The sequence below is a fragment of the Ruegeria sp. BI11 genome (assembly GCF_056538005.1).
In genome coordinates, this window is record NZ_JBQFSM010000004.1 from 262,219 (window position 1) to 282,568 (window position 20,350).

Below are 20,350 nucleotides of genomic sequence, written 5' to 3' on the forward strand. Positions count from 1 at the left end.
ATTTGTGAACCGGATCAGCTGACCTTGTTCCGTTTCATATCCTTGATCAGACGGTTCAGATCACCGCCGCGCGCATCCAGCATGGCACCGATCTCGGTCCGCTCGGTCAGCAGCATATTCACCCCTTCGATGAACATGTTGAAGAACTTGTCACGGCCTGATTTATCCGACACCAGGAAGGTTACTTCGAACGGGGATGAACCTTGCAACTTGACCGAGGTGCGCACCTCATAGCCTGCCTTGATCTTGCGGGCATTGCGAACAGTGACCTGGCCACCAATAAATTCGCGAAACCGGCGGCCATATTTGTTGGAAATATAGCCCTGAAACGCACTGGTGAATTGCTTGATCTGCGACGGGCTGGCTGATCTGCCATCGGCCCCCAGCACATAGCGCGCCATGATCGGCACATCCGCATATTGCACGAAGATCTTTTCAAAATCGCGGATCATCGCCTTTTCGGATTTACCCGAGGCGATCACGCGGTTGATGTCGTCCACGACACTGACAACCAACGCCTTGGCGCTGGCTTCGGTCTGGGCAAAAGCGGGCATGGCGGTCAGCGCCAAACCGGCCAGGCCGGTGGCGATAAAACCGCGTCTATTCAGATTGTTATTCGGCATAGGGGTCCTCGTAGGGGTCTAGGTAGGGGTCCCTGACTGGGTCAGTCCCGATATCTGCATAAGGGTCATCGTACAGACCCAGATAGGCGTCTTCATCATCGCGTGCCAGTTCAAAGCGGCGGTTCTGAATGAAAATTGTCTGTGCCTGCGCATAGCTGTCAGCGCTTTCATACAGGATCGAATCCACCGTGTCCGAGAACCGGCCCCGATCACCCATGCGTCTGACGACCTCGGCGTAGACGCCGATATTGTCGACCGGACGGACCGGAGAGAAATTGATCGGATTCGAGAACAGATTGACTACGACGCCAATCGCGTCCCGTTGGGTAGACGGGCCATAAAAGGGCAGTTCGACATAGGCGCCCTCGCCGACACCCCAGACATGCAGGGTCTCGCCGAAATCGGTATCGACCGGCGGCAGGTTCAGTTCGGCGGCGGGATCAGACAAGCCCAAACCGCCCACCGTGGTATTGACCACAAACCGCAGCAAAGCGTTGCCGGATTGTTTGACATTACCCTGCAACAGATAGTCCAATGCCTGCCCGGGCATTGTCAGGTTCTCGGCAAAATGGTTGAAGCTGGTCACCATTGGATCCGGTACGATCTTGACGTAGCCTTTCGAGGCCGGACGGAACAGGAACCGGTCGACGCCCAGATTGAACTTGTGGATGCCGCGGTTGGTGTTTTCATAGGGATCAAACACCGCGCCCGGTGGCGTTCCTTCCGGGGGGCGCGTGGCACAGGCGCCAAGGACTGTCATCACGGACAGGACGATCAGGTGCTTCAGGCGGGGTCTGCTCAACACGGTCTTTGCCACTCCTAAACATTCGGGTTCTTTTGGCCCGAACTATCAATCAATACTGCCTGTGGCCATTTAGTACGGCCTAATCCGATGTCACATATACGTTTCGCATCCAGTTTGAAACAGATAGCGTTTAACCTGTGCAATGGGCTTACGTAAAGCGGCACAGGTTCAACTGTTCGGCATGAGAAGAGTTACGCTTACCGCTCAAGCCCGTCCATCCTTGTTTTTCGTACTTTCCGATCCGGGTCTTCCTCGTTAGCTTCGCCGCGACTCATTATTTGGAGGAAACCTCATGAGCATCGCAGCAAAACTGGAAAGCCTGGGCGTCAATCTGCCGGACGCGCCTGCGCCGGCGGCGAACTATGTGCCCTTCGTGCGCGTAGGCAATATTGTTTATGTCTCGGGGCAGATATCCAAGGATGACGATCTGATTACCGGCAAACTGGGCGATGACATGGAAATCGAAGCCGGGGCTGCGGCGGCGAAAGTTTGCGCCATCAACTTGTTGGCGCAGGTCAAGGCGGCTTGTGGTGGAGATATCGATAAGCTGGTGAAAGTGATCAAACTGACTGGCTTCGTGAACTCGACCGCCGATTTCACTGCGCAGCCGCAGGTGATCAACGGCGCGTCGGACTTCCTGGTCGAGGCGTTGGGCGAGGCTGGTCGCCATTCCCGTTCCGCCGTCAGCGCCGCGGCATTGCCGCTGGGCGTGGCCGTCGAAATCGAAGGTATTTTCGAGGTTCAATGACACCTTCTCTGCCATCCGTATTCTTGCAAGCCCCGATAGCCCATCGGGCGCTGCATGATCTCTTGGATAGCCGCCCGGAAAACAGCCGGGCGGCCGTACGTGCTGCTGTCGAGGCCGGGTACGGGATCGAGATCGACTTGCAACTGACCTCGGACAAGCAGGCGATGGTGTTTCATGACTATGACATGACACGCCTGACCGGTCAGCCTGGTCCCATTCAGCAGGTGTCGGCGACACGGGCGCAGGCGACGCAATTGCTGCACGCAGATGACGGCATTCCGACGTTGGACGAAGTGCTTGAGATTGTGGGTGGCAAGGTGCCCTTGTTGATCGAGTTCAAGGATCAGGACGGTGCGATGGGTCCCGATGTCGGGCCGCTCGAGGCTGACGCCGTGCGGGCTTTGCAAGGATATGACGGACCAGTCGCGTTGATGTCGTTCAACCCCAACAGCGTGGCTGAGCTGGCCCGTCTTGCCCCCCATCTGCCACGCGGGTTGGTGACCTGTTCTTACCAACCCAAGGTCGAACTGTTGCCGCAAAAGGTCTGCGATCACCTGCGTGAGATTCCCGATTTCGACAGGGTCGGCGCCAGTTTCATCAGTCATGAGGTTGCCGACCTGTTCCGTCCCCGCGTGGCCGAACTGAAGGCGCGCGGTGTGCCGGTACTGTGCTGGACCGTACGCTCGCCCGAACAAGAGGTTGAGGCCCGTGCCGTTGCCGACAACGTGACCTTCGAAGGTTATTTAGCCCCGCATCCGGGTTGAACCTGCCCCCCGGTGTCACAGATAAAGATCAGACGCGGAGGGCACATGGATCAGGCACAAATCGAAGTTCAGGTTCTGGGATCGCTCTCGCAGATTCCTGCGGCCGATTGGGACGCTTGTGCCTGCCCCGAGGCCGCCGATGGCGGGCGACCGCTTGATCCTTTTACAACGCATCGGTTCCTGCTGGCGCTGGAAAACAGCGGTTCTGTCGGGCAGGGCACCGGATGGCAACCGCAATACCTGACTGCTTATCTGGACGGGATGATGATCGCGGCCGCGCCGATGTACGCCAAATCACACAGTCAGGGTGAATATATCTTCGACCACAACTGGGCTCATGCCTATGAAAACGCCGGTGGGCAGTATTACCCCAAACTGCAGATCGCGGTGCCATTCACCCCTGCCACCGGTCGACGCTTTCTGGTGCGGCCAGGATATGAGGTGCCGGGCATGTCGGCCCTGGTGCAGGGGGCCGTACAGATTGCAGCCGATAACCGGGTGTCTTCGGTCCACGCCACATTCTGTACCGAAGGTGAGGCGCTGGCGGGGGAACAGATGGGCCTGCTGCTGCGCCAGTCGCAGCAGTTTCACTGGCTCAATGATCAGTATGCAGATTTTGACGGATTTCTGACCGCGCTGTCCTCGCGCAAGCGCAAGAATATCCGCAAGGAACGCGCGCAGGCTTGTGGCTTTGGTGGGGAAATCCGCACGCTGACCGGCGATGATCTGCGTCCTGAACATTGGGACGCATTCTGGCGGTTCTATCAAGATACTGGCGCGCGGAAATGGGGGTCGCCTTACCTGACGCGGCAATTCTTTGATATCGCTCAGGAAACCATGGCCGATGATATGGCGCTGGTTCTGGCAGAACGAAATGGCTATCCAATTGCCGGGGCGCTGAACTTTATCGGACGCGAAACGCTTTATGGTCGTTATTGGGGCTGCGTCGAACATCACCCCTGCCTGCATTTCGAATTGTGCTACTATAGGGCGATCGACTTTGCCATTGCGCAGGGTTTGGCCCGTGTTGAGGCCGGCGCGCAGGGCGAACACAAGCTGGCGCGGGGCTATCTGCCGATGCGCACGCATAGCTTGCATTGGGTCGCCGACCCCGGCTTTGCCGATGCGATCAAGAAATATCTGGACGCCGAGGCCCACGCATTGGGACAAGAGATTGAAATTCTGACGGAATACGGTCCGTTCAGGAAATCAAACCCGGAGGAACAGCAATGACCAAACTACTGTCGCCCGAGACCCGCGGACCGCTTCTGGACCCTCTGTTCGACAACGGTTGGACCATGGTCGATAACCGGGATGCGATCACCAAGACTTTTATCTTCGAAGATTTCGTGCACGCTTTTGGCTGGATGACGCAGGTGGCGATTTTTGCCGAAAAGTGGAATCACCACCCCGAATGGTCCAACGTCTACCGCACGGTCGAGGTGACGCTGGCAACCCATGACGTCGGCGGCATTTCGGCGCTGGACGCCAAGCTGGCGCGCAAGATGGACAGTCTGTGCTAACGGTTGCCTGAACCGACCCCGCCCGCAAGCGATGCGGTTATGCCCATCTGCTCGAACTCGGCGGGTGTTACGGTGCCACTGCTGACATCGATGTCGCGCGGAATACCAGTTGTCCGGTTTCCGATCTGACGGACACTGCGCGCGGCTGGGTTAATGTCCAGACAGCGGGTTTTGTAACAGGTCAGCCCGGATGTGTTGATCTGAATCCGTTCCTGCCCGTCTGGTCCGGTCACAACCGGCGCCTGCGGCGCATCGCACGCCGCAAGCAGTGTAAGCGCACCCAAACCGATCCATTTGTTCATCGTGCGCTCCTGTTGCTAGTCCAATTGACCGTTGCCGTCCTTATCCGCCGCGTTGAAATCGTCATTCATCTGCGCGTCGTATTCCGCCCTTGAGATAAAGTCATCATTGTCGCGGTCAACGTCCTGAAACTGTTTTATGTCCAGAAACGGCTTGGCCTCGTCCAAGCCCAGCGTGCCATTCCTGTCGTCATCCATTTCCTGAAAAGCATAATCGGAAAAGGCGTTGAATTCATCGCGGGACAGGAAACCGTCATTGTTCTTGTCGATGGCTTTCAGCTCATTTTCATGCAGCTCGCCGACGGTTTCAGCCGTGGCCGCACCAGCCAGCACAAGAGCCGCAGCAATCAATATTCCACGTGTCATCTTGGCTCTCCTCAGCATGCGAATCTGTTGCCTTCAACGGCGCCAGCGGCTGCGCCTGCCGCTGTCAGGATGGATTTACCTGACCCGCCACCGAATTGGTTGCCGATTGCGCCGCCAATCAGCGCTCCGCCCAGTGACCCGCTGAGGCAGGCAATTTCATGCTGCCGCGCCGCCTGTTGCTGAGGGGTGGGCGCCGGGCCGCAGGCGGCCAGTGCGCCCGCCGCGCCCAGCACTAGGACAAATACTTTCAGTTTCATAAATGAACTCCCTGATTGTATGCCACAACTATTGGCGGATCAGGGCGTTGCATCAAGTTAAATAGCGTTCAAGGCCCCGAGGTGACCCGGGGCCGAGCGCGGATTCAGATCGCGTCCAACAGGGTCTCACCCGCCGAAATCTCGCAAGCACCGGGGCTTTCTTCCAGGTTCAGCGCGGTCACTTTGCCGTCTTCGACCAACATGGCATAACGCTTGGACCGGGTATAAAGCCCGGCGGGTGGGGCATCGAATTCCATGCCGATGGCCTTGGTAAATTCCGCCGAGGCATCGCCCAGCATGGTCAGGCCCGCATCAGCCGCGCCCGTGGCCTCGCCCCAGGCTTTCATCACAAACGGATCGTTGACCGAGACGCAGATGATCTCATCCACGCCTTTGGCCGTGAACTGGTCCTTGGTGCGGATGAAGCTGGGCACATGGGCCGAACTGCAGGTTGGTGTGTATGCACCGGGCACTGCAAAGATCACTACTTTGCGTCCTTTGATCTTGTCTGAAATCCGCACCTCTTCGGGGCCGTCTGCGCCGAGTTGCGTCAATGTGGCGTCTGGCAGTGTGTCACCTTTTGAAATCATTTTTAAGCTCCTGTCGTTTGGATTTGCAGAGTCGGGCTCAGCCGCAATATAGGTGGTCGCGTGGATGAGACCACGGGAATTCGACAGGGCGGGAGGAACATGAGCCATATTGTCGTCATCGGTGCGGGGCAGGCGGGATCATCGCTTGTCGCCAGACTGCGTAAGGACGGGTTCGAGGGGGACATTACCCTGATCGGGGCCGAGCCGCATTTGCCGTATCAGCGTCCGCCGCTGTCCAAGGCTTATCTGCTGGGCGAGATGGAATTGGAACGCCTGTTCCTGCGGCCCGAGAGTTTCTATGCCGAAAACAACATCACCCTGCGTCTGGGCCAGCGCGTGACTGCGATTGATCCGCAGGCCAAAACCGTGACCGTTGGGGATGAGGTGATCTCCTATGACGAGTTGGCCCTGACCACAGGTTCGGACCCGCGCTATCTGCCTGCTGCAATTGGCGGCGATCTTGAAGGCGTGCATGTGGTGCGCGATCTGGCCCATATCGACGAGATGGAACCGCGGGTAAAAGACGGCGCGCGCGCCCTGATCGTGGGCGGCGGCTATATCGGGCTCGAGGCTGCGGCGGTCTGTGCCAAGCGCGGGGTCAAGGTGACCCTGGTTGAGATGGCCGACCGCATCCTACAACGGGTCGCCGCACCCGAGACCAGCGACTACTTCCGCGCTCTGCATGCCGATTATGGAGCCGATATCCGCGAAGGGGTGGGGCTGGATCGTCTAGTCGGTGAAAACGGCAAGGTGGTCGGTGCTGTTCTGACCGACGGTACCGAGGTGCAGGTTGATTTCGTTGTTGTTGGCGTCGGCATCGTGCCGTCGACCCAACTGGCCGAGATGGCAGGGCTTGAATTGGACAACGGCATCAAGACCGATGCGCATGGCCGCACCTCTGATCCGTCGATCTGGGCAGCAGGGGATTGCGCGTCCTTCCCACATGGTGATGCCCGTATTCGTCTGGAAAGCGTGCCGAACGCAATTGATCAGGCCGAGGTTGTGGCCCAAAACATGCTGGGCGCGGCCAAGGATTATGTAGCAACACCTTGGTTCTGGTCGGATCAGTATGACGTCAAACTGCAGATCGCAGGCCTGAACACCGGCTATGATCGCGTGGTGACTCGTCAGGGCGAGGGCCAGACCGTGTCCTTTTGGTATTACAACGGCGAGCGGCTGATTGCTGTGGACGCGATGAATGACCCGCGTGCTTATATGGTCGGCAAGCGCCTGATTGAGATGGGAAAAACCGCTGATCCGGCTGTTGTGGTCGACCCTGACGCGGACCTTAAACCGCTGCTCAAGGCGTGAGGATCATCGCCGGAGAGTTCCGGGGCCGAGCCTTGGCCTCGGTTGGCAAAGGGGATGCGGGCGCACATCTGCGCCCCACCACCGACCGTGTGCGCGAAAGCCTGTTCAATGTATTGGGTCACCAGATCGACTTTGACGGGCTGCGCGTGCTGGACCTGTTCGCAGGAACCGGCGCGCTGGGGCTTGAGGCGCTGTCGCGTGGCGCTGCACATGTGACCTTTGTGGATGACGGGCGGGTGGCACAAGGACTGATCCGCAAGAATATTGACCTGACCCGCAGTTCTGACCGAACGGACCTGATCCGCCGCGACGCCACTCGGTTGGGTGAAAACCAAGGTGCGCCCTACGATCTGATCTTTCTGGACCCGCCTTATGGGAAATCTCTGGGGCAGAAAGCCATCGTCGCCTTGTCCCATGGTTGGATTGCTGACGATGCATTGATCGTGTGGGAGGAAAACAGCCCCATGATCGCGCCGCAGGGGTTCGACCTGCAGGACAGCCGCAAATACGGCGACACGCATATCTCATTGATGTGGCGAAATGTTTCAGGCTGAAACTCTGCGGGCAAAGTTACGCTGACGCCTGGTTTGCACCCACGCGCACGGTTGGCTAGGCACAGTGCAAAACAACGAGGGCAAAGATGCACGATCTGGTCATTTTCGATTGCGACGGCGTTCTTGTGGACAGTGAGCCGCTGTCCAATCAGGTGCTGGTCGACAACCTCGGGCGGTACGGGCTGAACCTGACACTGGAAGACAGTGTTGCATTCTTCCTTGGCGGCACGATGACCGGGGTTCGCGACAAGGCGCGCGCGCTGGGTGCGAACCTGCCAGACGATTGGGTCGATGAGGTGTATGCAGAAACCTATGACCGCTTAAGACAAGGCGTGGATCTGGTTCAGGGTATTCCGGAACTGCTGACCGCGCTGGACACCAAGGGCATCCCTTTCTGCGTCGCCTCGAATGGTAGCCCGGACAAAATGAAGATCACTTTGGGTCAGAACGGATTGTGGGAACGTTTTAGCGGCGCGATGTACTCGGCCCATGTTTTGGGAACAGCTAAGCCTGATCCGGTCATGTTCCAGACGGCTGCCGATCAATTTGGCGCCACCACGCCGGTGGTGATCGAAGACAGCCAGAACGGCGTGATGGCAGCCAAACGCGCGGGTATGCGATGCCTGGCCTATACGCCGCACGGGCAGGGTGAGGCGCTGGCGGAACTGGGCGCTGAAGTCTTTACCGATATGGCCGAGGTTCAGTCGCTTTTGGGAATCTGACCCGGGCGTGTTAGCATCCGCGGCATGGACCGCACCCTGACCCCTTCAAACTGGACCCTTTCAAAGGATACGGACTCGGCTACAGCCCCTGAACGCAAACCACTGCGCGCGCCGGTGTTCATCCACGACGCCGTGACGCCGTGGAGGGATGAGACGATGCTGTTGAAACTGATGCGCGATCAGGCCAGCGATCAGGACGAATAGGTCGGGTGGAACTTGCTGCCCGGTGACAGAGTAAAGATCTCGACCCCATCTGCCGTCACACCCACCGAATGTTCGAACTGTGCCGACAGTGACTTGTCGCGGGTCACGGCGGTCCAGTCATCGGCCAGCGTCTTGGTCTCGGGGCGGCCCAAATTGACCATCGGTTCAATGGTGAAGAACATGCCTTCTTCCAGCTTCGCTCCGGTGCCCGGACGGCCATAGTGCAGCACGTTTGGCGGGGCGTGGAACACACGGCCCAGCCCGTGGCCGCAGAAATCGCGGACAACGCTCATGCGGTGCGCTTCGACATAGGCCTGAATCGCGTGACCGATATCGCCGAAGGTGTTTCCCGGCTTGACCATCTCGATGCCCTTGAACAGCGCGTCATGGGTCACCTGGATCAGACGTTCCGCCTTGCGCGGTAGCTTGCCGGCCACATACATGCGCGAAGTATCGCCGAACCAGCCGTCAACTATGACGGTGACGTCGATATTCAGGATGTCGCCATCCTTCAGGCGCTTGTCGCCGGGGATGCCGTGGCAGACCACGTGATTCACACTGATACAGCTTGCGTGCTGATACCCCTTGTAGCCGATGGTTGCCGACGTTGCGCCCGCATCCTCGACCATCTGGGTGATCAGGCGGTCAATCTCACCGGTTGTTTGGCCGGGAAAGACATGTTCCGCAATATCGTCGAGTATCCGCGCAGCCAATGCCCCTGCCGCGTGCATGCCGGCAAAGTCACCTTGTTCATAGATGCGGATGCCATCTTTGGTCAGACGGCCACGATGTTCTTTCATGGATGCGAAGCTCCAAATGTTGCGCGCAGCACTCCTTTTACGCTGCTTGTGCAGAAAGTACCAGAGGGCGTAGGGCCGCTACGTCAAGTCTACTTTTATCGCGTATAGACCCTCAGCTAATTTTGAACTAGCACAAGGCAAGGCGGCGCAGGTGCGCGGAACATTGAAAGGCGTGCAGATGCAAAGAAAAGCTGACCAGTTGAGAGCCGAAATCGCCAGTATCAGCGAGCTTCTCAAGGCGGGTCGGCCGGACCGGGCCTTTAAACGCGCCACCAAGGCCGCCAAGAAATGGCCAAAGACGGCTGCATTGCCCAGACTGGCCGGCCTGTGCGCGGTTCAGCAGCAGAACTTCAAGCAAGCGCAGACGCAATTCGAACGCGCGTGGCAGTTGGACCCAGGCAATGCCGAGCTGATTCAGAACTATGGTCTGAGCTTGGTTCAAGGCGGCGATCCCGCCGCCGCGCTGGAGTTTCTCGAAAAAATCAGCGCCCGTGGGCCCCTCAGCCCGGCGCAGCATTTCATTCAGGCGCTGGCCCTTGTGCAAGAGCATGAACCGGCCAAGGCTTTGGCTGTCGTCGAACAGGTCCTGAAACGCGAACCCGCCAATCTGAATGCGCAGATTCTGAAGGCGGACGCATTGGACGCGATGCATCAATGGGAAGAGGCCGTCGAGGTGCTGACAGCGCTTGTTCGAAAGAACCCGAGGTTTCTGCCTGGCCTGCTGCGTCTGGCCAGATCTCAGATGGGTCTGGGTCAACTTGGTGAGGTGGCAAAGAACCTACGTGCGGTCTTGCAACTGGCACCCGGCCATGCGGAAGCGCTTGAGATGATGGCGGGGCTGCCAAACCTGACATTTGACGACATCGCGACGCTGAAGCCACAGATTAATGGCGCGCTGGATCGTGGCTTGTCGAACCCTCAGGATGAGGTGATGCTGCGCTTTGCTGCGGCGAGCCTGGCCCGTCGCGAAAAGAACACGCCGCTGGAAATGCAACACCTGTCCGAGGCCCATAGGCGGCAGCGCGATGGGTTTGACACGTGGGAAAAGCGCAGCGCGCAAGAGTGTGACAAAAGACTGGCTTCCCCTTTGCCCGCGGCCGAGTCCGAGCGGCTCGAAGATAGTGCCCGCCCGATTTTCGTGGTTGGACTGCCCCGGTCAGGCACCACATTGGTCGAGCGTATTTTGGACCGTCACTCTGCCGTTCAGGGGTTGGGCGAATTGGCATCCGTACATCAATGGGTCAGGCAGGCCGAAGCGCAGCCGCCCGAGTGGCGCGCGGGCAATAGACTGGCCGATCACTACATGGATAAGCTGCCCGAGTTGACTGATGGCACTGTGGCTTTTGTTGACAAAGCGCCGGGGAACTATGCGTTTCTGGGCGAGATTGCGCAGGCTTTCCCAGATGCCTTGATCCTCAACGTTTTGCGCGACCCGCGTGATGTTGCCCTGTCCATGTGGCGCGCGAATTTCGGTGCGGGTGGGTTGTATTACACCCATGATCTGAACTGGATGGCAGCCGAAGCCAACCGGTACCAACGCTATCTGCGGCACTGGCACAAGGTCTTGCCGGGCCACATTCACGACATCCAGTACGAGACGTTGGTGGGAAATCTGGAAGACACCGCACAAGAGCTGGCCCGGGTATGTGATCTGCCCTTTGAGGAAAGGATGCTGTCGCCGGATAAATCCCCGAATGCGATCAGAACGGCCAGTAACCTGCAGGCGCGCAAACCGGTCAATGCTACTTCGGTCGGAGGCTGGCAGGCTGTGGCCGAACAGTTTGAGCCGTTTTTGAAGGGGCTGGATGCCGAATTGTGGGCTGATTTTCTGAATGTGATAGACGGTGTAGAGGATCAGAAAGCTTGAAATCTGCTGCAGCCCCACAAATTGAGGCCGCATTGATTTAATACCTTACAGGCAATCTATCCCGCGCAAGCGCGGTCCAGAAATCAACGCCCGAGAAGAGCAATTTATCGTTGAAATCGTAATCGCTGGAATGCAGCGGTTGTCCGTGCGGTCCGGTTTCGCCATTCCCCATCAGCAGAAAACAGCCAGGAACGGCCGCACTGAAATGGGCGAAATCTTCGGAAAAGCTCATGGGTTGGCGGTCGGATATGGTTTCGGCCCCGATGGATTGTGCAACCCTGACAACAGCCTGCGTGGGTTCTTCGGCATTAATTGTTTCGATGAATTCCGTGTTGAAGGTGACATCGACCGAGACACCATGAGCGATGGCCACACCCCGCGCGATTTCGCGCATCAGGCTCTCGATCGTGATGCGGTCTTCGGGGCTGCGGGCACGCACGTCGCCTTTCAACGTTGCATGTCCCGGCAGAACATTGCGCTGCCCGTCGGTCAGAAATTCGGTCACCGACACTACCGCTCCGGCTCCGGGGGCAAGTTTGCGCGAAACGATGGTCTGCAACGACTGCACCATGTCCGCACCAATGGTAATCGCATCCCGCCCCGCTTGCGGCATTGAGGCATGACCCCCCTGACCGGTGATCGCAATCTCGAACAGGCTTTCGGAGGAACAGATCAACCCGGTCCGTGTCGAAACCTGCCCGACAGGGGCGCCGGGAAGGTTGTGAATGGCATAGATCTCATCCACTGGAAACTGTTCCAGAATGCCTTCATCAATCATCGCCCGCGCGCCCAGCCCGTGCTCTTCATTGGGCTGGAAGACGAAAACAATCGTGCCATCGAAGCGCGGATCAGCGGCCAGTACCTGCGCAGCACCCAGCAACATCGTCATGTGGCCGTCGTGACCGCAGGCATGCATCACGCCTTCTGTTTCCGAGGGGTAATCGTGTTGGCTGGTCTCATGGATTGGCAGGGCGTCCATATCGGCGCGCAGGCCGATCGCCCGGTTGCCGGTCCCTGCTTTTAACACCCCAACGACCCCGATGCCCTCGTGCACGTCCAGTCCAAGATTGCGCAGAAATTCCGCCACTTTGGCCTTGGTGCGGATCTCGTTGAACCCAAGCTCCGGAAAGCGGTGAAAATCTTGCCTCAGGGCAGCTAGATTTGCTCGATTGGACTCCAAGTGCGTTCCCCTGACTGTCTGGTTTGTTGCTGGTGCTGTTGACCCGCGTTAGTCAAACGCTTCGGCCGGTAAATGGCAACGGGCGCGACGGATAAATCCCGGTCTTACCTGGGTTGCGCCCGAAGTCTTTCGCCGACGGTGATTTCACTGGTCGAAATACGCGTGTCGTAAACCAACCGCTCGACCCCTTGCGCCTGCGCTGCCTCGAACGCCGCCGCGTATGCCGGGTCGATATCTGCGGCCAGCGCAAACCGGTCGCAATCGGTGCGCTGTACCAGATACAGCATGATCGCCCGATGACCCTGCGCCGCCATGGTGGCCAGCTCTCCCAAATGTTTGGTGCCGCGGGCGGTGACGCTGTCGGGGAACTCGGCCAGACCCGCTTCGCGGGACAGGGTGACGCTTTTGACCTCGACATAGGCGTCCGGCAGGCCCGGCTGGGTCAGCAGAAAGTCGATCCGGCTGTTTTCCCCGTATTTCACCTCGGGTCGGATAGTTTCATAGGCGGCCAATTCCGGGACCTCTCCGGCTTCCAACGCCGCGCGTAACGCTTTGTTGGGGACCGAGGTGTCGACCCCAGTAAATTGCCCGTTCTCATGGTCGACCAGCCGCCAACCGTACTTCAGTTTCTTCTTCGGGTCGTCGTTGGGCTCCAGCCAGATTTTCTCACCCGGCTCAGCCAGACCCATCATTGAGCCTGGGTTGGCGCAATGGGCAGTGACCTCGCGCCCGTCCTCTAACGTGCAATCGGCCAGAAAGCGTTTGTAGCGGCGGATCAGGCGGGCGGGGACAAGGGGGGTTTCAAATCTCATGCCCCCCGGCCTATACCTGCCCCAAAGGTCGATCAAGAGGGGGGCACGCGCCATGGCCAATCCAACCGCTGCAATGCTGGTGATCGGGGATGAGATCCTTTCAGGCCGTACCCGCGACGCGAATATGCATTATCTCGCAGGTGAACTGACCAAACATGGCATCGACCTGAAAGAAGTGCGCATTGTCAGCGACGATGCCTCTGCGATTGAAACGGCGGTCAAGGCGTTGTCACAGGCCCATGACAATGTGTTTACCAGTGGCGGTATCGGGCCGACCCATGACGATATCACAGCCGATTGCATAGCCCGAGCCTTCGACACTCCCATCGATGTGCGCGAGGATGCCCGCGCGCTGTTGCAGGCGCGCTATGACAAATCCGGTCAGGAGTTGAACGAGGCCCGCCTGCGCATGGCCCGCATTCCGGACGGGGCGGAACTGATCGACAATCCGGTTTCGACCGCGCCCGGGTTCACCATTCAGAACGTGCATGTGATGGCCGGGGTGCCCTCGGTGTTTCAGGCGATGGTTGCCAGCGTGTTGCCCGGCCTGACCGGCGGCAGCCCGTTGTTGTCGCAGACCCTGCGCGTGGAGCGCGGTGAAGGCGATATTGCGGGTCCTCTGTCCGCGTTGGCCGAAGATTTTTCGGATCTGTCTATCGGCAGCTACCCGTACCAGGTCAACGGCGTGTTTGGGTCAAACGTGGTTGTGCGTGGTACCGACGGGGCGCGCATCGACGCCGCCGTCACCCGGTTGGCGAAAGAGCTTGAGCTGTGAACGTCAACTGGCCCGACATCGTCGACGGCACCTGGCCCGCTGCGCGCTATGAACGGTTGGGGCCGTTTCAGCTGCGCCAGGGGCAGGGTGGTGGATCACGAGTGTCTGCGGCCAGCGCGCTGGGTCCGGTGACCGAGGCTGATATCAAGGCCGCCGAGGCTGCAATGCAGGCGATTGGGCAAAAGCGTCTGTTTTGTCTGCGCCCGGGGGACGAGGCTCTGGATGCGCAACTTGCCGCGCGCGGGTACGAGATTCTGGACCCGGTCAATATCTATGCCTGCCCTACAGGTCATCTGACCGATACGCCGATCCCGCGTGTGATGGTCTTTCCCACGCCGGAACCCCTGGCGATCATGCGCGAGATTTGGGCGCAGGGGGGAATTGGTCCGGCGCGGGTCGCGGTGATGGAGCGGACGAAGGGCCCGAAAACCGGGCTGCTGCTGCGCCGCGACGATCAGCCCGCCGGTACCGTTTTTGTCGCGATACAGGATGGCGTTGCGATGGTGCACGCGCTTGAGGTTCTGCCCCAGCATCGCCGTCATGGGCTGGGCGTCTGGGCGATGCGTGCGGCGGCCTTTTGGGCGCACGAGAATGAGGCAGAAACGCTCAGCGTGATCTGCACCAAGGCGAATACAGCGGCCAATGGGCTTTATCACGCACTTGGGATGGAGATTGTCGGCGAATACCACTACCGTCAGCTTGCCCAAGGAGAGAGCCCGACGTGACCGACCAGAAATTGCCCACCGCGCTGGACTTGCCGATGGTGGACCCGCTGCCGCCCGAGACGCAGAAATACTTTGATATCTGTGTGGAAAAGCTGGGCTTTGTACCGAATGTGCTGCGGGCCTATGCATTTGATATCGACAAGCTGAACGCGTTTACGGCCACGTATAACGACCTGATGCTGGGCGACAGCGGTTTGACCAAGCTGGAACGGGAAATGATCGCCGTGGTGGTGTCGGCGATCAACAAGTGCTTTTACTGCCTTGTGGCTCATGGCGCGGCGGTGCGGCAGTTGTCGGGCGATCCGCAACTGGGTGAGATGCTGATGATGAACTACCATGTGGCCCCCTTGGACCCGCGCCAGCGTGCGATGCTGGATTTCGCAGCCAAGATGACCACCGCAAGCGCCGAAATCGAAGAACCCGATCGCCAACGCTTGCGGGATGTAGGGCTGAGTGACCGGGATATCTGGGACCTCGCCAATGTCACCGGCTTTTTCAACATGTCGAACCGGGTTGCTAGCGCAACGGCCATGGCCCCCAACGACGAATATCACGCGCAGGCCCGATGACCCGAATTGCCTTTCTGATCTTTTTATTGCTGGCCGGACCGCTTGCGGCGCAGGAATTGACATTGCCCTCTGGCGCGCGCCAGCTCAGCGAACGTATCAGCCCATTGGACAGCTATGATCTGCCTACCGGACCCTTCGCCGATGACAGCCTACCCGTGCGTCACGTCGAAGGGCGAGTCGAGCGGATCACATGGCGCGTACAATCGGGTTCCAGTACGACGCTGCAATTGCTGGCACCTTTACGTGAACAGGTTATCGCGCAGGGCTATGAGGTGCTGTTCGAATGCGAGGCCCGGACCTGTGGCGGGTTCGATTTCCGGTTCGGAACCGAGGTGGTGCCAACCCCCGACATGTATGTGTCCATTCAGGACTATCGCTTTTTGGCCGCCACGCGCGGAGACGACGTACTGAGCCTGCTGGTCAGCCGCAACCCGCCAAGCGGATATGTGCAAATGATCCGTGCTACCCCCGTTGACGCCGAAACTCCGCCGCCGCTGGTGATTGAAGAAACGGTCAACGCATCAGGTGGCCTGTTGACCGAATTGGCCCAGAACGGGCATGTGATCCTGGACGACCTGCATTTTCGCACCGGAGAGATCACACTGGGCGATGGGCCCTATACATCGCTGAACTTGATCGCCGGTTATCTGACCGACAATCCGGGTACGCGTTTGGCGCTTGTGGGTCATACAGATGATACTGGCGCGCTGGACGCCAATATCTCGGTTAGTACGGGCCGGGCGCAGGCGGTGCGGACCCGTTTGATCGAGACGCATGGGGTCGCCGCTGACCGGCTTGAGGCGCGGGGAATCGGCTATCTGGCACCGCTGACGTCGAACGCCACCCCCAAAGGCCGCGACCTGAATCGCCGGGTCGAGGCGGTTTTGCTGGTCAATTGATCACGCCGACATAGGTCAGTGAGAAGGGCCGAGAGTAAAGGAGCACGCCATGGCTGACCAGACGCCAACCCCTCAGGCATTGATTATCGGCGCAGGGGCGGGCCTGTCGGCCTCGTTCGCGCGGGCGTTAGCACGGGAAGGCTACGCGCTGCATCTGACTGCGCGCGATATCACGAAACTGAAACCGCTGGCCGTCGAAACGGGCGCTGTGCTGCATCAATTGGACGGCACGGATGCCATGGGCGTGGCGGCCCTGGTTGCCGATATGCCTGGTGAATTGCGTGTGGCCTGCTACAACCCGTCGGCCCGGCAACGTGGTCCGATCACCGAGTTGGACCCCGAAACCGTGCGCAAGGCGGTTGAGGTCACGGCGCACGGGGCGTTTCTGCTGGGTCAAGCAGCCACCCGCCGCATGTTGGATCAGCCGATGCGCAATGGTCGGCGCGGCACGATTCTGTTCACTGGTGCCTCGGCCGGGGTCAAAGGCTTTCCGCTGTCCGCGCCTTTTGCCATGGGCAAGTTTGCGCAACGCGGTCTGGCGCAATCCATGGCGCGTGAGCTGCACCCCAAGGGTATCCACGTGGCCTGGGTCAATATTGACGGTGGCATCCGGAATGCGTCCCGGCCCGAGCGGGTCGAAGCCGCCGATAACCCCGACAGTATGCTGGACCCCGACGCCATCGCCCGCGAATACATGCATTTGGTACATCAGGACCGATCCACCTGGAGCAATGAACTGACCCTGCGCCCCTGGGTCGAACAGTTCTGACGAACAGGCAACTAAACAAAAAAAGACCCGCACTATTGCGCGGGCCGTCGAGGTTCACCGGGGGAGATATCTCCTGTTCCTTGTACTATCCCAGGTAAAAGAGACGATTTGTCGACGAAACAAAGACGATCTGTGTTTTTTCTTCGACCTGCTTCTCAAAAAGTTGGCGAATTCCGGTTCTCAGGACATCTGATCACGATCATGTTTTCGTAGACGTGCAATCAGGCCGTTCTCTGCGATCCAATTCGCATAGGCCCGATAATCTTTGTCTGCCATAAGGTGCTTTTCTTCCGTTTTGGCGCGCGCGTAGTACATTGCGTTTACCCCCAACAGCAAAATGCAGCTTTGAATAGCCGCCGCTGGCCCGACGGCAGAAAGAAACGGCATAGTAGCCATCCACCACATGATATTCTTGGACAGATAGGCAGGATGCTTGGAATAGCGATACGGCCCGGTTGTGATGATCCCGCGATGGGTCAGGTTTGAAAACCGAAGTCCGAAAGCTACGGTCGCCCAGGCATAAATGATGGAAAGCACCAGAATCGCGCTGCCCCAAACAATCAAAAGCATAGGCTGATCCGACAGCCAATCCGTCCATGATTGCGTGCCCGTGCGATAGTCCAGCGGGCCGCCAGGGGTCATCAACGCGAAGGGCGGATAACATGCCAGCGCCGCGACCCAGGCAGACAGATACGGATTCGCGGTTCTGATATGCGTATCCAGAACTCGGAAGGCGCAGACATAGCCAATGGTTCCGATGCACACATCCACAAGAAAGGAAACCTGGATCAGTAACAGGATAAACAACACCGGATCGGCAAAAAAGCTTTCCAGATCGGCGTTGGTGACGGAGCTGACAATCTGCGGCAGGATGGTGATCATGAAGGCCAGGAAAAAGCCTTTGACCAACCATGCGCGGCAGTGATCCTTGATCTTTTGGGGATCGACGACTGATAGCTGTAGGGTAACCAGTTTGCCAACATGCCAAAGCTCATCGCGCGGTTCGACCATGTGGCGGGTCGTAAAGGCAATATAGGCTGGGGAAACGATCCATATTAAAGGAAACCAGTACAAGGTCAGCGCGCGAACAAGCCCGTATTTGGACGTGTCGTAAGTCGGAATGATCTGGTAGGCCAAGGCGATGACTAGAAAGGTCACCCCCAGGCCCAGAGTCTTGGTCACCGTGATCGAAACGACATCCGATGTGTGTCTTGTCAGTCCGTAGTCCAGCCCAGTAGACGCGCGCAAATGGGCTTTGTCGAGCAGGACCGACGCGGCAATCATCGGCAGCGCAGCCCCGGCCAGCAAAAGCTGAATGGATTGCAGCAACGGCGTGTCGAAATACATAGCTGCCAACGTTGCTGCAAGCAGACCAAACACGCCTATCAGGCCGGTGGTTTCGCTAACGGCAGAAATCGGGAGCGTTTTCGCCCCCGGTGATGACGCCGAACTTGTGGTGTCATCAGTCTGCCCGGCGTTGTCTTGGGTCTGAATAGCTGTATTCATTCAGCAGGCCTCTTGCGCATTGCGTTAATCTACCCAATCCATGCGGCCCTTTTCCGCAAAGGAATCAACCAGGAAATCAATGAAGGCGCGCACCTTGGGCTGGGTGAAGCGACCGGGCGGGTAGACGGCATAGATGCCTTGTACTTCGTCGGGCAGCGACGGCATCGCATCCAGAACCGCGCCGGATTTCAGCGCTTCGGCATACAGGTAGCTGGGCAGATACGCGATTCCCAACCCCGAGATGGCCGCATTCAGCAGTGACTGACCATCATTCACGCTAAGCCAGCCGGCGGTGCGGACCTGTCTCTTTTCGCCGGATGGTGCGGTCAGCCTCCAGACATTGCCGGAGGATTGGCTGGAATAATGCAGCAGCTTGTGTTCGTTCAGATCGTCGATTTTCTGCGGACGTCCGAATTTTTCGATATAGCTGGGCGCGGCGACCATTCGTTTCACGGTTTCGGTCAACTTTCGTGCACGCAGGGTGCTGTCCTCAAGCTCGCCAATGCGCACGGCGACGTCGAATCCTTCGGAAATCAGTTCCACGTAACGGTTGTTCAGAACCATGTTCACGGTGATATCCGGATAGGCTGCCAGGAAATCCGACAGCACTGGTGACAGATGATTCACCCCGAAATCCGTCGCCACGCTGATTCGCAGCAGACCAGACGGTGCCGATTGCATCGAGGTGACCAACGCATCCGCCTCGCCCGCATCATTCAGCACGCGGCGCGCACGGTCGTAATAGGCCAGCCCGATCTCGGTCGGGGATACCCGGCGTGTGGTGCGGTTCAACAATCGTGCGCCCAACCGTGCCTCAAGGCTTGATACGTGCTTTGACACGGCCGATTTGGAGATACCCATTTTCTTTGCCGCATCGGTGAAGCCACCCTGGTCCACCACATTGGCAAAAGCTTCCATTTCGGTCAGTCGATCCATTCTCGTTCCCCGGGTGTTTTGTCTCTGCCTGACTGTGGCGGCCAATCTGGGCGGAAACTGGGCAGACATGGGATAATATCAGGGATTTAATTCGGATCGTTTGCAGATGGGAAACGCGGAAACAATGGTTTCCAAAGCAGCCACGCCCCAAAAAGAGAAGGGGTTTAGGGGCTTTGGCGTGAGTATGCTAAGATGAGAATGGCAAATTTGTGACCACGGAGGAGATCATGAAGTTCCTTTTCGCCCTTGTTGCCCTGTGCCTGTCCGCGACCCTTGCGCTGGCGGGAGGTGAAACGCCATCCAACCCCGACGCGAAGGTCTATTTCGCCAATCTGGCGGACGGAGATACCGTCCAGTCTCCGGTGACGGTGGTCTTTGGCCTGAGCGGTATGGGTGTGGCTCCTGCCGGGACCGAGAAGGAAAACACCGGCCACCACCATCTGCTGATTGACCGTCCACCCTTGGGTGAGGGTGAAGACGGCGCGGATGAGCTGGCCTATGGTCTGCCCTCGGATGACAATCATCTGCATTTCGGCGGCGGCCAGACAGAAGTGACGCTAGACCTTGCCCCCGGTGAACATACGCTGCAGCTTGTGCTTGGCGATGCGGGCCACGTGCCGCACGCGACGCCGATTGTGTCCGAGGTGATAACGATCACGGTGGAGTAGTCACCAGAACTGCCTGCGAAAACGGTTTACATTATTTTGATTGTCGGAAACTCTGCCTCGGAACAAGTTGGAGGCGGC

At 58.6% G+C, this 20,350-nt stretch carries 26 protein-coding genes; 15 read left to right on the forward strand and 11 right to left on the reverse strand.

The features are described from left to right. Positions 1–14: 14 nt before the first annotated feature. Both ACR0DT_RS11870 and ACR0DT_RS11875 read right to left on the reverse strand, forming a co-directional pair. The gene (locus tag ACR0DT_RS11870; RefSeq protein WP_480710938.1) at positions 15–623 is read right to left on the reverse strand and encodes an MlaC/ttg2D family ABC transporter substrate-binding protein; all 609 of its coding nucleotides are present in this window, start codon (positions 621–623) and stop codon (positions 15–17) included. After that, a complete protein-coding gene (locus tag ACR0DT_RS11875) occupies positions 613–1,383 on the reverse strand; it encodes an MlaA family lipoprotein (protein ID WP_480711028.1) in 771 nt (256 codons plus the stop codon). The genes ACR0DT_RS11870 and ACR0DT_RS11875 overlap by 11 nt, the downstream gene beginning before the upstream one ends. Before the next feature lie 337 nt (positions 1,384–1,720). On the opposite strand from ACR0DT_RS11875, the gene ACR0DT_RS11880 reads away from it, so the two are divergent. From ACR0DT_RS11880 to ACR0DT_RS11895, 4 genes are read left to right on the forward strand one after another with little or no spacing between them, the layout of a single operon-like run. After that, positions 1,721–2,176: a RidA family protein gene (locus ACR0DT_RS11880; RefSeq protein ID WP_058282655.1), complete on the forward strand. Its 456-nt coding sequence runs from the start codon at positions 1,721–1,723 to the stop codon at positions 2,174–2,176. Next, positions 2,173–2,940: a glycerophosphodiester phosphodiesterase family protein gene (locus ACR0DT_RS11885; RefSeq protein ID WP_480710939.1), complete on the forward strand. Its 768-nt coding sequence runs from the start codon at positions 2,173–2,175 to the stop codon at positions 2,938–2,940. Before ACR0DT_RS11880 ends, ACR0DT_RS11885 begins: the two co-directional genes overlap by 4 nt. Positions 2,941–2,985: 45 nt before the next feature. Continuing rightward, entirely contained in the window at positions 2,986–4,173 is a 1,188-nt protein-coding gene (locus ACR0DT_RS11890) for a GNAT family N-acetyltransferase (RefSeq protein ID WP_480710940.1), read from the forward strand. After that, entirely contained in the window at positions 4,170–4,463 is a 294-nt protein-coding gene (locus ACR0DT_RS11895; RefSeq protein WP_480710941.1) for a 4a-hydroxytetrahydrobiopterin dehydratase, read from the forward strand. Before ACR0DT_RS11890 ends, ACR0DT_RS11895 begins: the two co-directional genes overlap by 4 nt. Here ACR0DT_RS11895 and ACR0DT_RS11900 read toward each other — a convergent pair. From ACR0DT_RS11900 to ACR0DT_RS11915, 4 genes are all read right to left on the reverse strand, one after another. Beyond that, positions 4,460–4,765: a hypothetical protein gene (locus tag ACR0DT_RS11900; RefSeq protein ID WP_480710942.1), complete on the reverse strand. Its 306-nt coding sequence runs from the start codon at positions 4,763–4,765 to the stop codon at positions 4,460–4,462. The two genes, ACR0DT_RS11895 and ACR0DT_RS11900, sit on opposite strands and share 4 nt — an antisense overlap. A gap of 15 nt (positions 4,766–4,780) precedes the next feature. Further along, on the reverse strand, positions 4,781–5,128 hold the full coding sequence (locus ACR0DT_RS11905) for an EF-hand domain-containing protein (RefSeq protein WP_480710943.1): 348 nt from the start codon (positions 5,126–5,128) through the stop codon (positions 4,781–4,783). An 11-nt stretch (positions 5,129–5,139) separates the two neighbouring features. Beyond that, positions 5,140–5,385, reverse strand: a complete 246-nt coding sequence (locus ACR0DT_RS11910) for a glycine zipper 2TM domain-containing protein (protein ID WP_480710944.1) — start codon at positions 5,383–5,385, stop codon at positions 5,140–5,142. Positions 5,386–5,489: 104 nt separating this feature from the next. Beyond that, positions 5,490–5,975 (reverse strand): redoxin family protein, encoded by a 486-nt coding sequence (locus tag ACR0DT_RS11915; RefSeq protein ID WP_480710945.1) that lies wholly within the window; start codon positions 5,973–5,975, stop codon positions 5,490–5,492. Between the two features lie 99 nt (positions 5,976–6,074). On the opposite strand from ACR0DT_RS11915, the gene ACR0DT_RS11920 reads away from it, so the two are divergent. The 4 genes from ACR0DT_RS11920 to ACR0DT_RS11935 all read left to right on the forward strand — a co-directional run bounded on the left by ACR0DT_RS11920 (position 6,075) and on the right by ACR0DT_RS11935 (position 8,766). Next, complete coding sequence (locus tag ACR0DT_RS11920; protein ID WP_480710946.1) at positions 6,075–7,286, forward strand: NAD(P)/FAD-dependent oxidoreductase; 1,212 nt, start codon at positions 6,075–6,077, stop codon at positions 7,284–7,286. Next, entirely contained in the window at positions 7,283–7,840 is a 558-nt protein-coding gene (gene rsmD / locus ACR0DT_RS11925) for a 16S rRNA (guanine(966)-N(2))-methyltransferase RsmD (RefSeq protein WP_480710947.1), read from the forward strand. The genes ACR0DT_RS11920 and rsmD overlap by 4 nt, the downstream gene beginning before the upstream one ends. 86 nt (positions 7,841–7,926) lie before the next feature. Next, a complete protein-coding gene (locus tag ACR0DT_RS11930) occupies positions 7,927–8,562 on the forward strand; it encodes an HAD family hydrolase (RefSeq protein WP_480710948.1) in 636 nt (211 codons plus the stop codon). Positions 8,563–8,586: 24 nt separating this feature from the next. Then, entirely contained in the window at positions 8,587–8,766 is a 180-nt protein-coding gene (locus tag ACR0DT_RS11935) for a hypothetical protein (RefSeq protein ID WP_480710949.1), read from the forward strand. Here ACR0DT_RS11935 and map read toward each other — a convergent pair. After that, entirely contained in the window at positions 8,754–9,566 is an 813-nt protein-coding gene (gene map, locus ACR0DT_RS11940) for a type I methionyl aminopeptidase (protein ID WP_480710950.1), read from the reverse strand. The genes ACR0DT_RS11935 and map overlap by 13 nt on opposite strands. A 178-nt stretch (positions 9,567–9,744) precedes the next feature. On the opposite strand from map, the gene ACR0DT_RS11945 reads away from it, so the two are divergent. After that, on the forward strand, positions 9,745–11,433 hold the full coding sequence (locus ACR0DT_RS11945) for a tetratricopeptide repeat-containing sulfotransferase family protein (RefSeq protein ID WP_480710951.1): 1,689 nt from the start codon (positions 9,745–9,747) through the stop codon (positions 11,431–11,433). A gap of 37 nt (positions 11,434–11,470) precedes the next feature. Here the strand turns inward: ACR0DT_RS11945 and ACR0DT_RS11950 are convergent, their stop codons facing one another. Continuing rightward, on the reverse strand, positions 11,471–12,613 hold the full coding sequence (locus tag ACR0DT_RS11950) for an amidohydrolase (protein ID WP_480710952.1): 1,143 nt from the start codon (positions 12,611–12,613) through the stop codon (positions 11,471–11,473). Between the two features lie 104 nt (positions 12,614–12,717). Further along, the gene (sfsA, locus tag ACR0DT_RS11955; protein ID WP_480710953.1) at positions 12,718–13,425 is read right to left on the reverse strand and encodes a DNA/RNA nuclease SfsA; all 708 of its coding nucleotides are present in this window, start codon (positions 13,423–13,425) and stop codon (positions 12,718–12,720) included. A 52-nt stretch (positions 13,426–13,477) separates the two neighbouring features. Between sfsA and ACR0DT_RS11960 the strand changes: the two genes are divergently transcribed. The 5 genes from ACR0DT_RS11960 to ACR0DT_RS11980 are packed head-to-tail and all read left to right on the forward strand — an operon-like array spanning position 13,478 to position 17,162. Then, positions 13,478–14,200: a competence/damage-inducible protein A gene (locus tag ACR0DT_RS11960; protein ID WP_480710954.1), complete on the forward strand. Its 723-nt coding sequence runs from the start codon at positions 13,478–13,480 to the stop codon at positions 14,198–14,200. Beyond that, positions 14,197–14,925, forward strand: coding sequence for a GNAT family N-acetyltransferase (locus ACR0DT_RS11965; protein ID WP_480710955.1), 729 nt, complete (start codon positions 14,197–14,199; stop codon positions 14,923–14,925). Before ACR0DT_RS11960 ends, ACR0DT_RS11965 begins: the two co-directional genes overlap by 4 nt. Further along, positions 14,922–15,494, forward strand: coding sequence for a peroxidase-related enzyme (locus ACR0DT_RS11970; RefSeq protein ID WP_480710956.1), 573 nt, complete (start codon positions 14,922–14,924; stop codon positions 15,492–15,494). Before ACR0DT_RS11965 ends, ACR0DT_RS11970 begins: the two co-directional genes overlap by 4 nt. After that, the gene (locus ACR0DT_RS11975; RefSeq protein WP_480710957.1) at positions 15,491–16,393 is read left to right on the forward strand and encodes an OmpA family protein; all 903 of its coding nucleotides are present in this window, start codon (positions 15,491–15,493) and stop codon (positions 16,391–16,393) included. Before ACR0DT_RS11970 ends, ACR0DT_RS11975 begins: the two co-directional genes overlap by 4 nt. 49 nt (positions 16,394–16,442) lie before the next feature. Further along, positions 16,443–17,162: an SDR family NAD(P)-dependent oxidoreductase gene (locus tag ACR0DT_RS11980; RefSeq protein ID WP_480710958.1), complete on the forward strand. Its 720-nt coding sequence runs from the start codon at positions 16,443–16,445 to the stop codon at positions 17,160–17,162. A 180-nt stretch (positions 17,163–17,342) separates the two neighbouring features. Here ACR0DT_RS11980 and ACR0DT_RS11985 read toward each other — a convergent pair whose 3' ends face one another. Together ACR0DT_RS11985 and ACR0DT_RS11990 are read right to left on the reverse strand one after the other, a co-directional pair. After that, positions 17,343–18,668 carry a methyltransferase family protein gene (locus ACR0DT_RS11985; RefSeq protein WP_480710959.1) on the reverse strand — a complete coding sequence of 442 codons (1,326 nt, stop codon included), beginning with the start codon at positions 18,666–18,668 and terminating at the stop codon, positions 17,343–17,345. 24 nt (positions 18,669–18,692) lie between these two features. Next, on the reverse strand, positions 18,693–19,604 hold the full coding sequence (locus ACR0DT_RS11990) for a LysR family transcriptional regulator (protein ID WP_480710960.1): 912 nt from the start codon (positions 19,602–19,604) through the stop codon (positions 18,693–18,695). Positions 19,605–19,831: 227 nt separating this feature from the next. On the opposite strand from ACR0DT_RS11990, the gene ACR0DT_RS11995 reads away from it, so the two are divergent. After that, positions 19,832–20,272, forward strand: a complete 441-nt coding sequence (locus ACR0DT_RS11995) for a DUF4399 domain-containing protein (protein ID WP_480710961.1) — start codon at positions 19,832–19,834, stop codon at positions 20,270–20,272. The last annotated feature ends 78 nt before the right edge of the window (positions 20,273–20,350 follow it).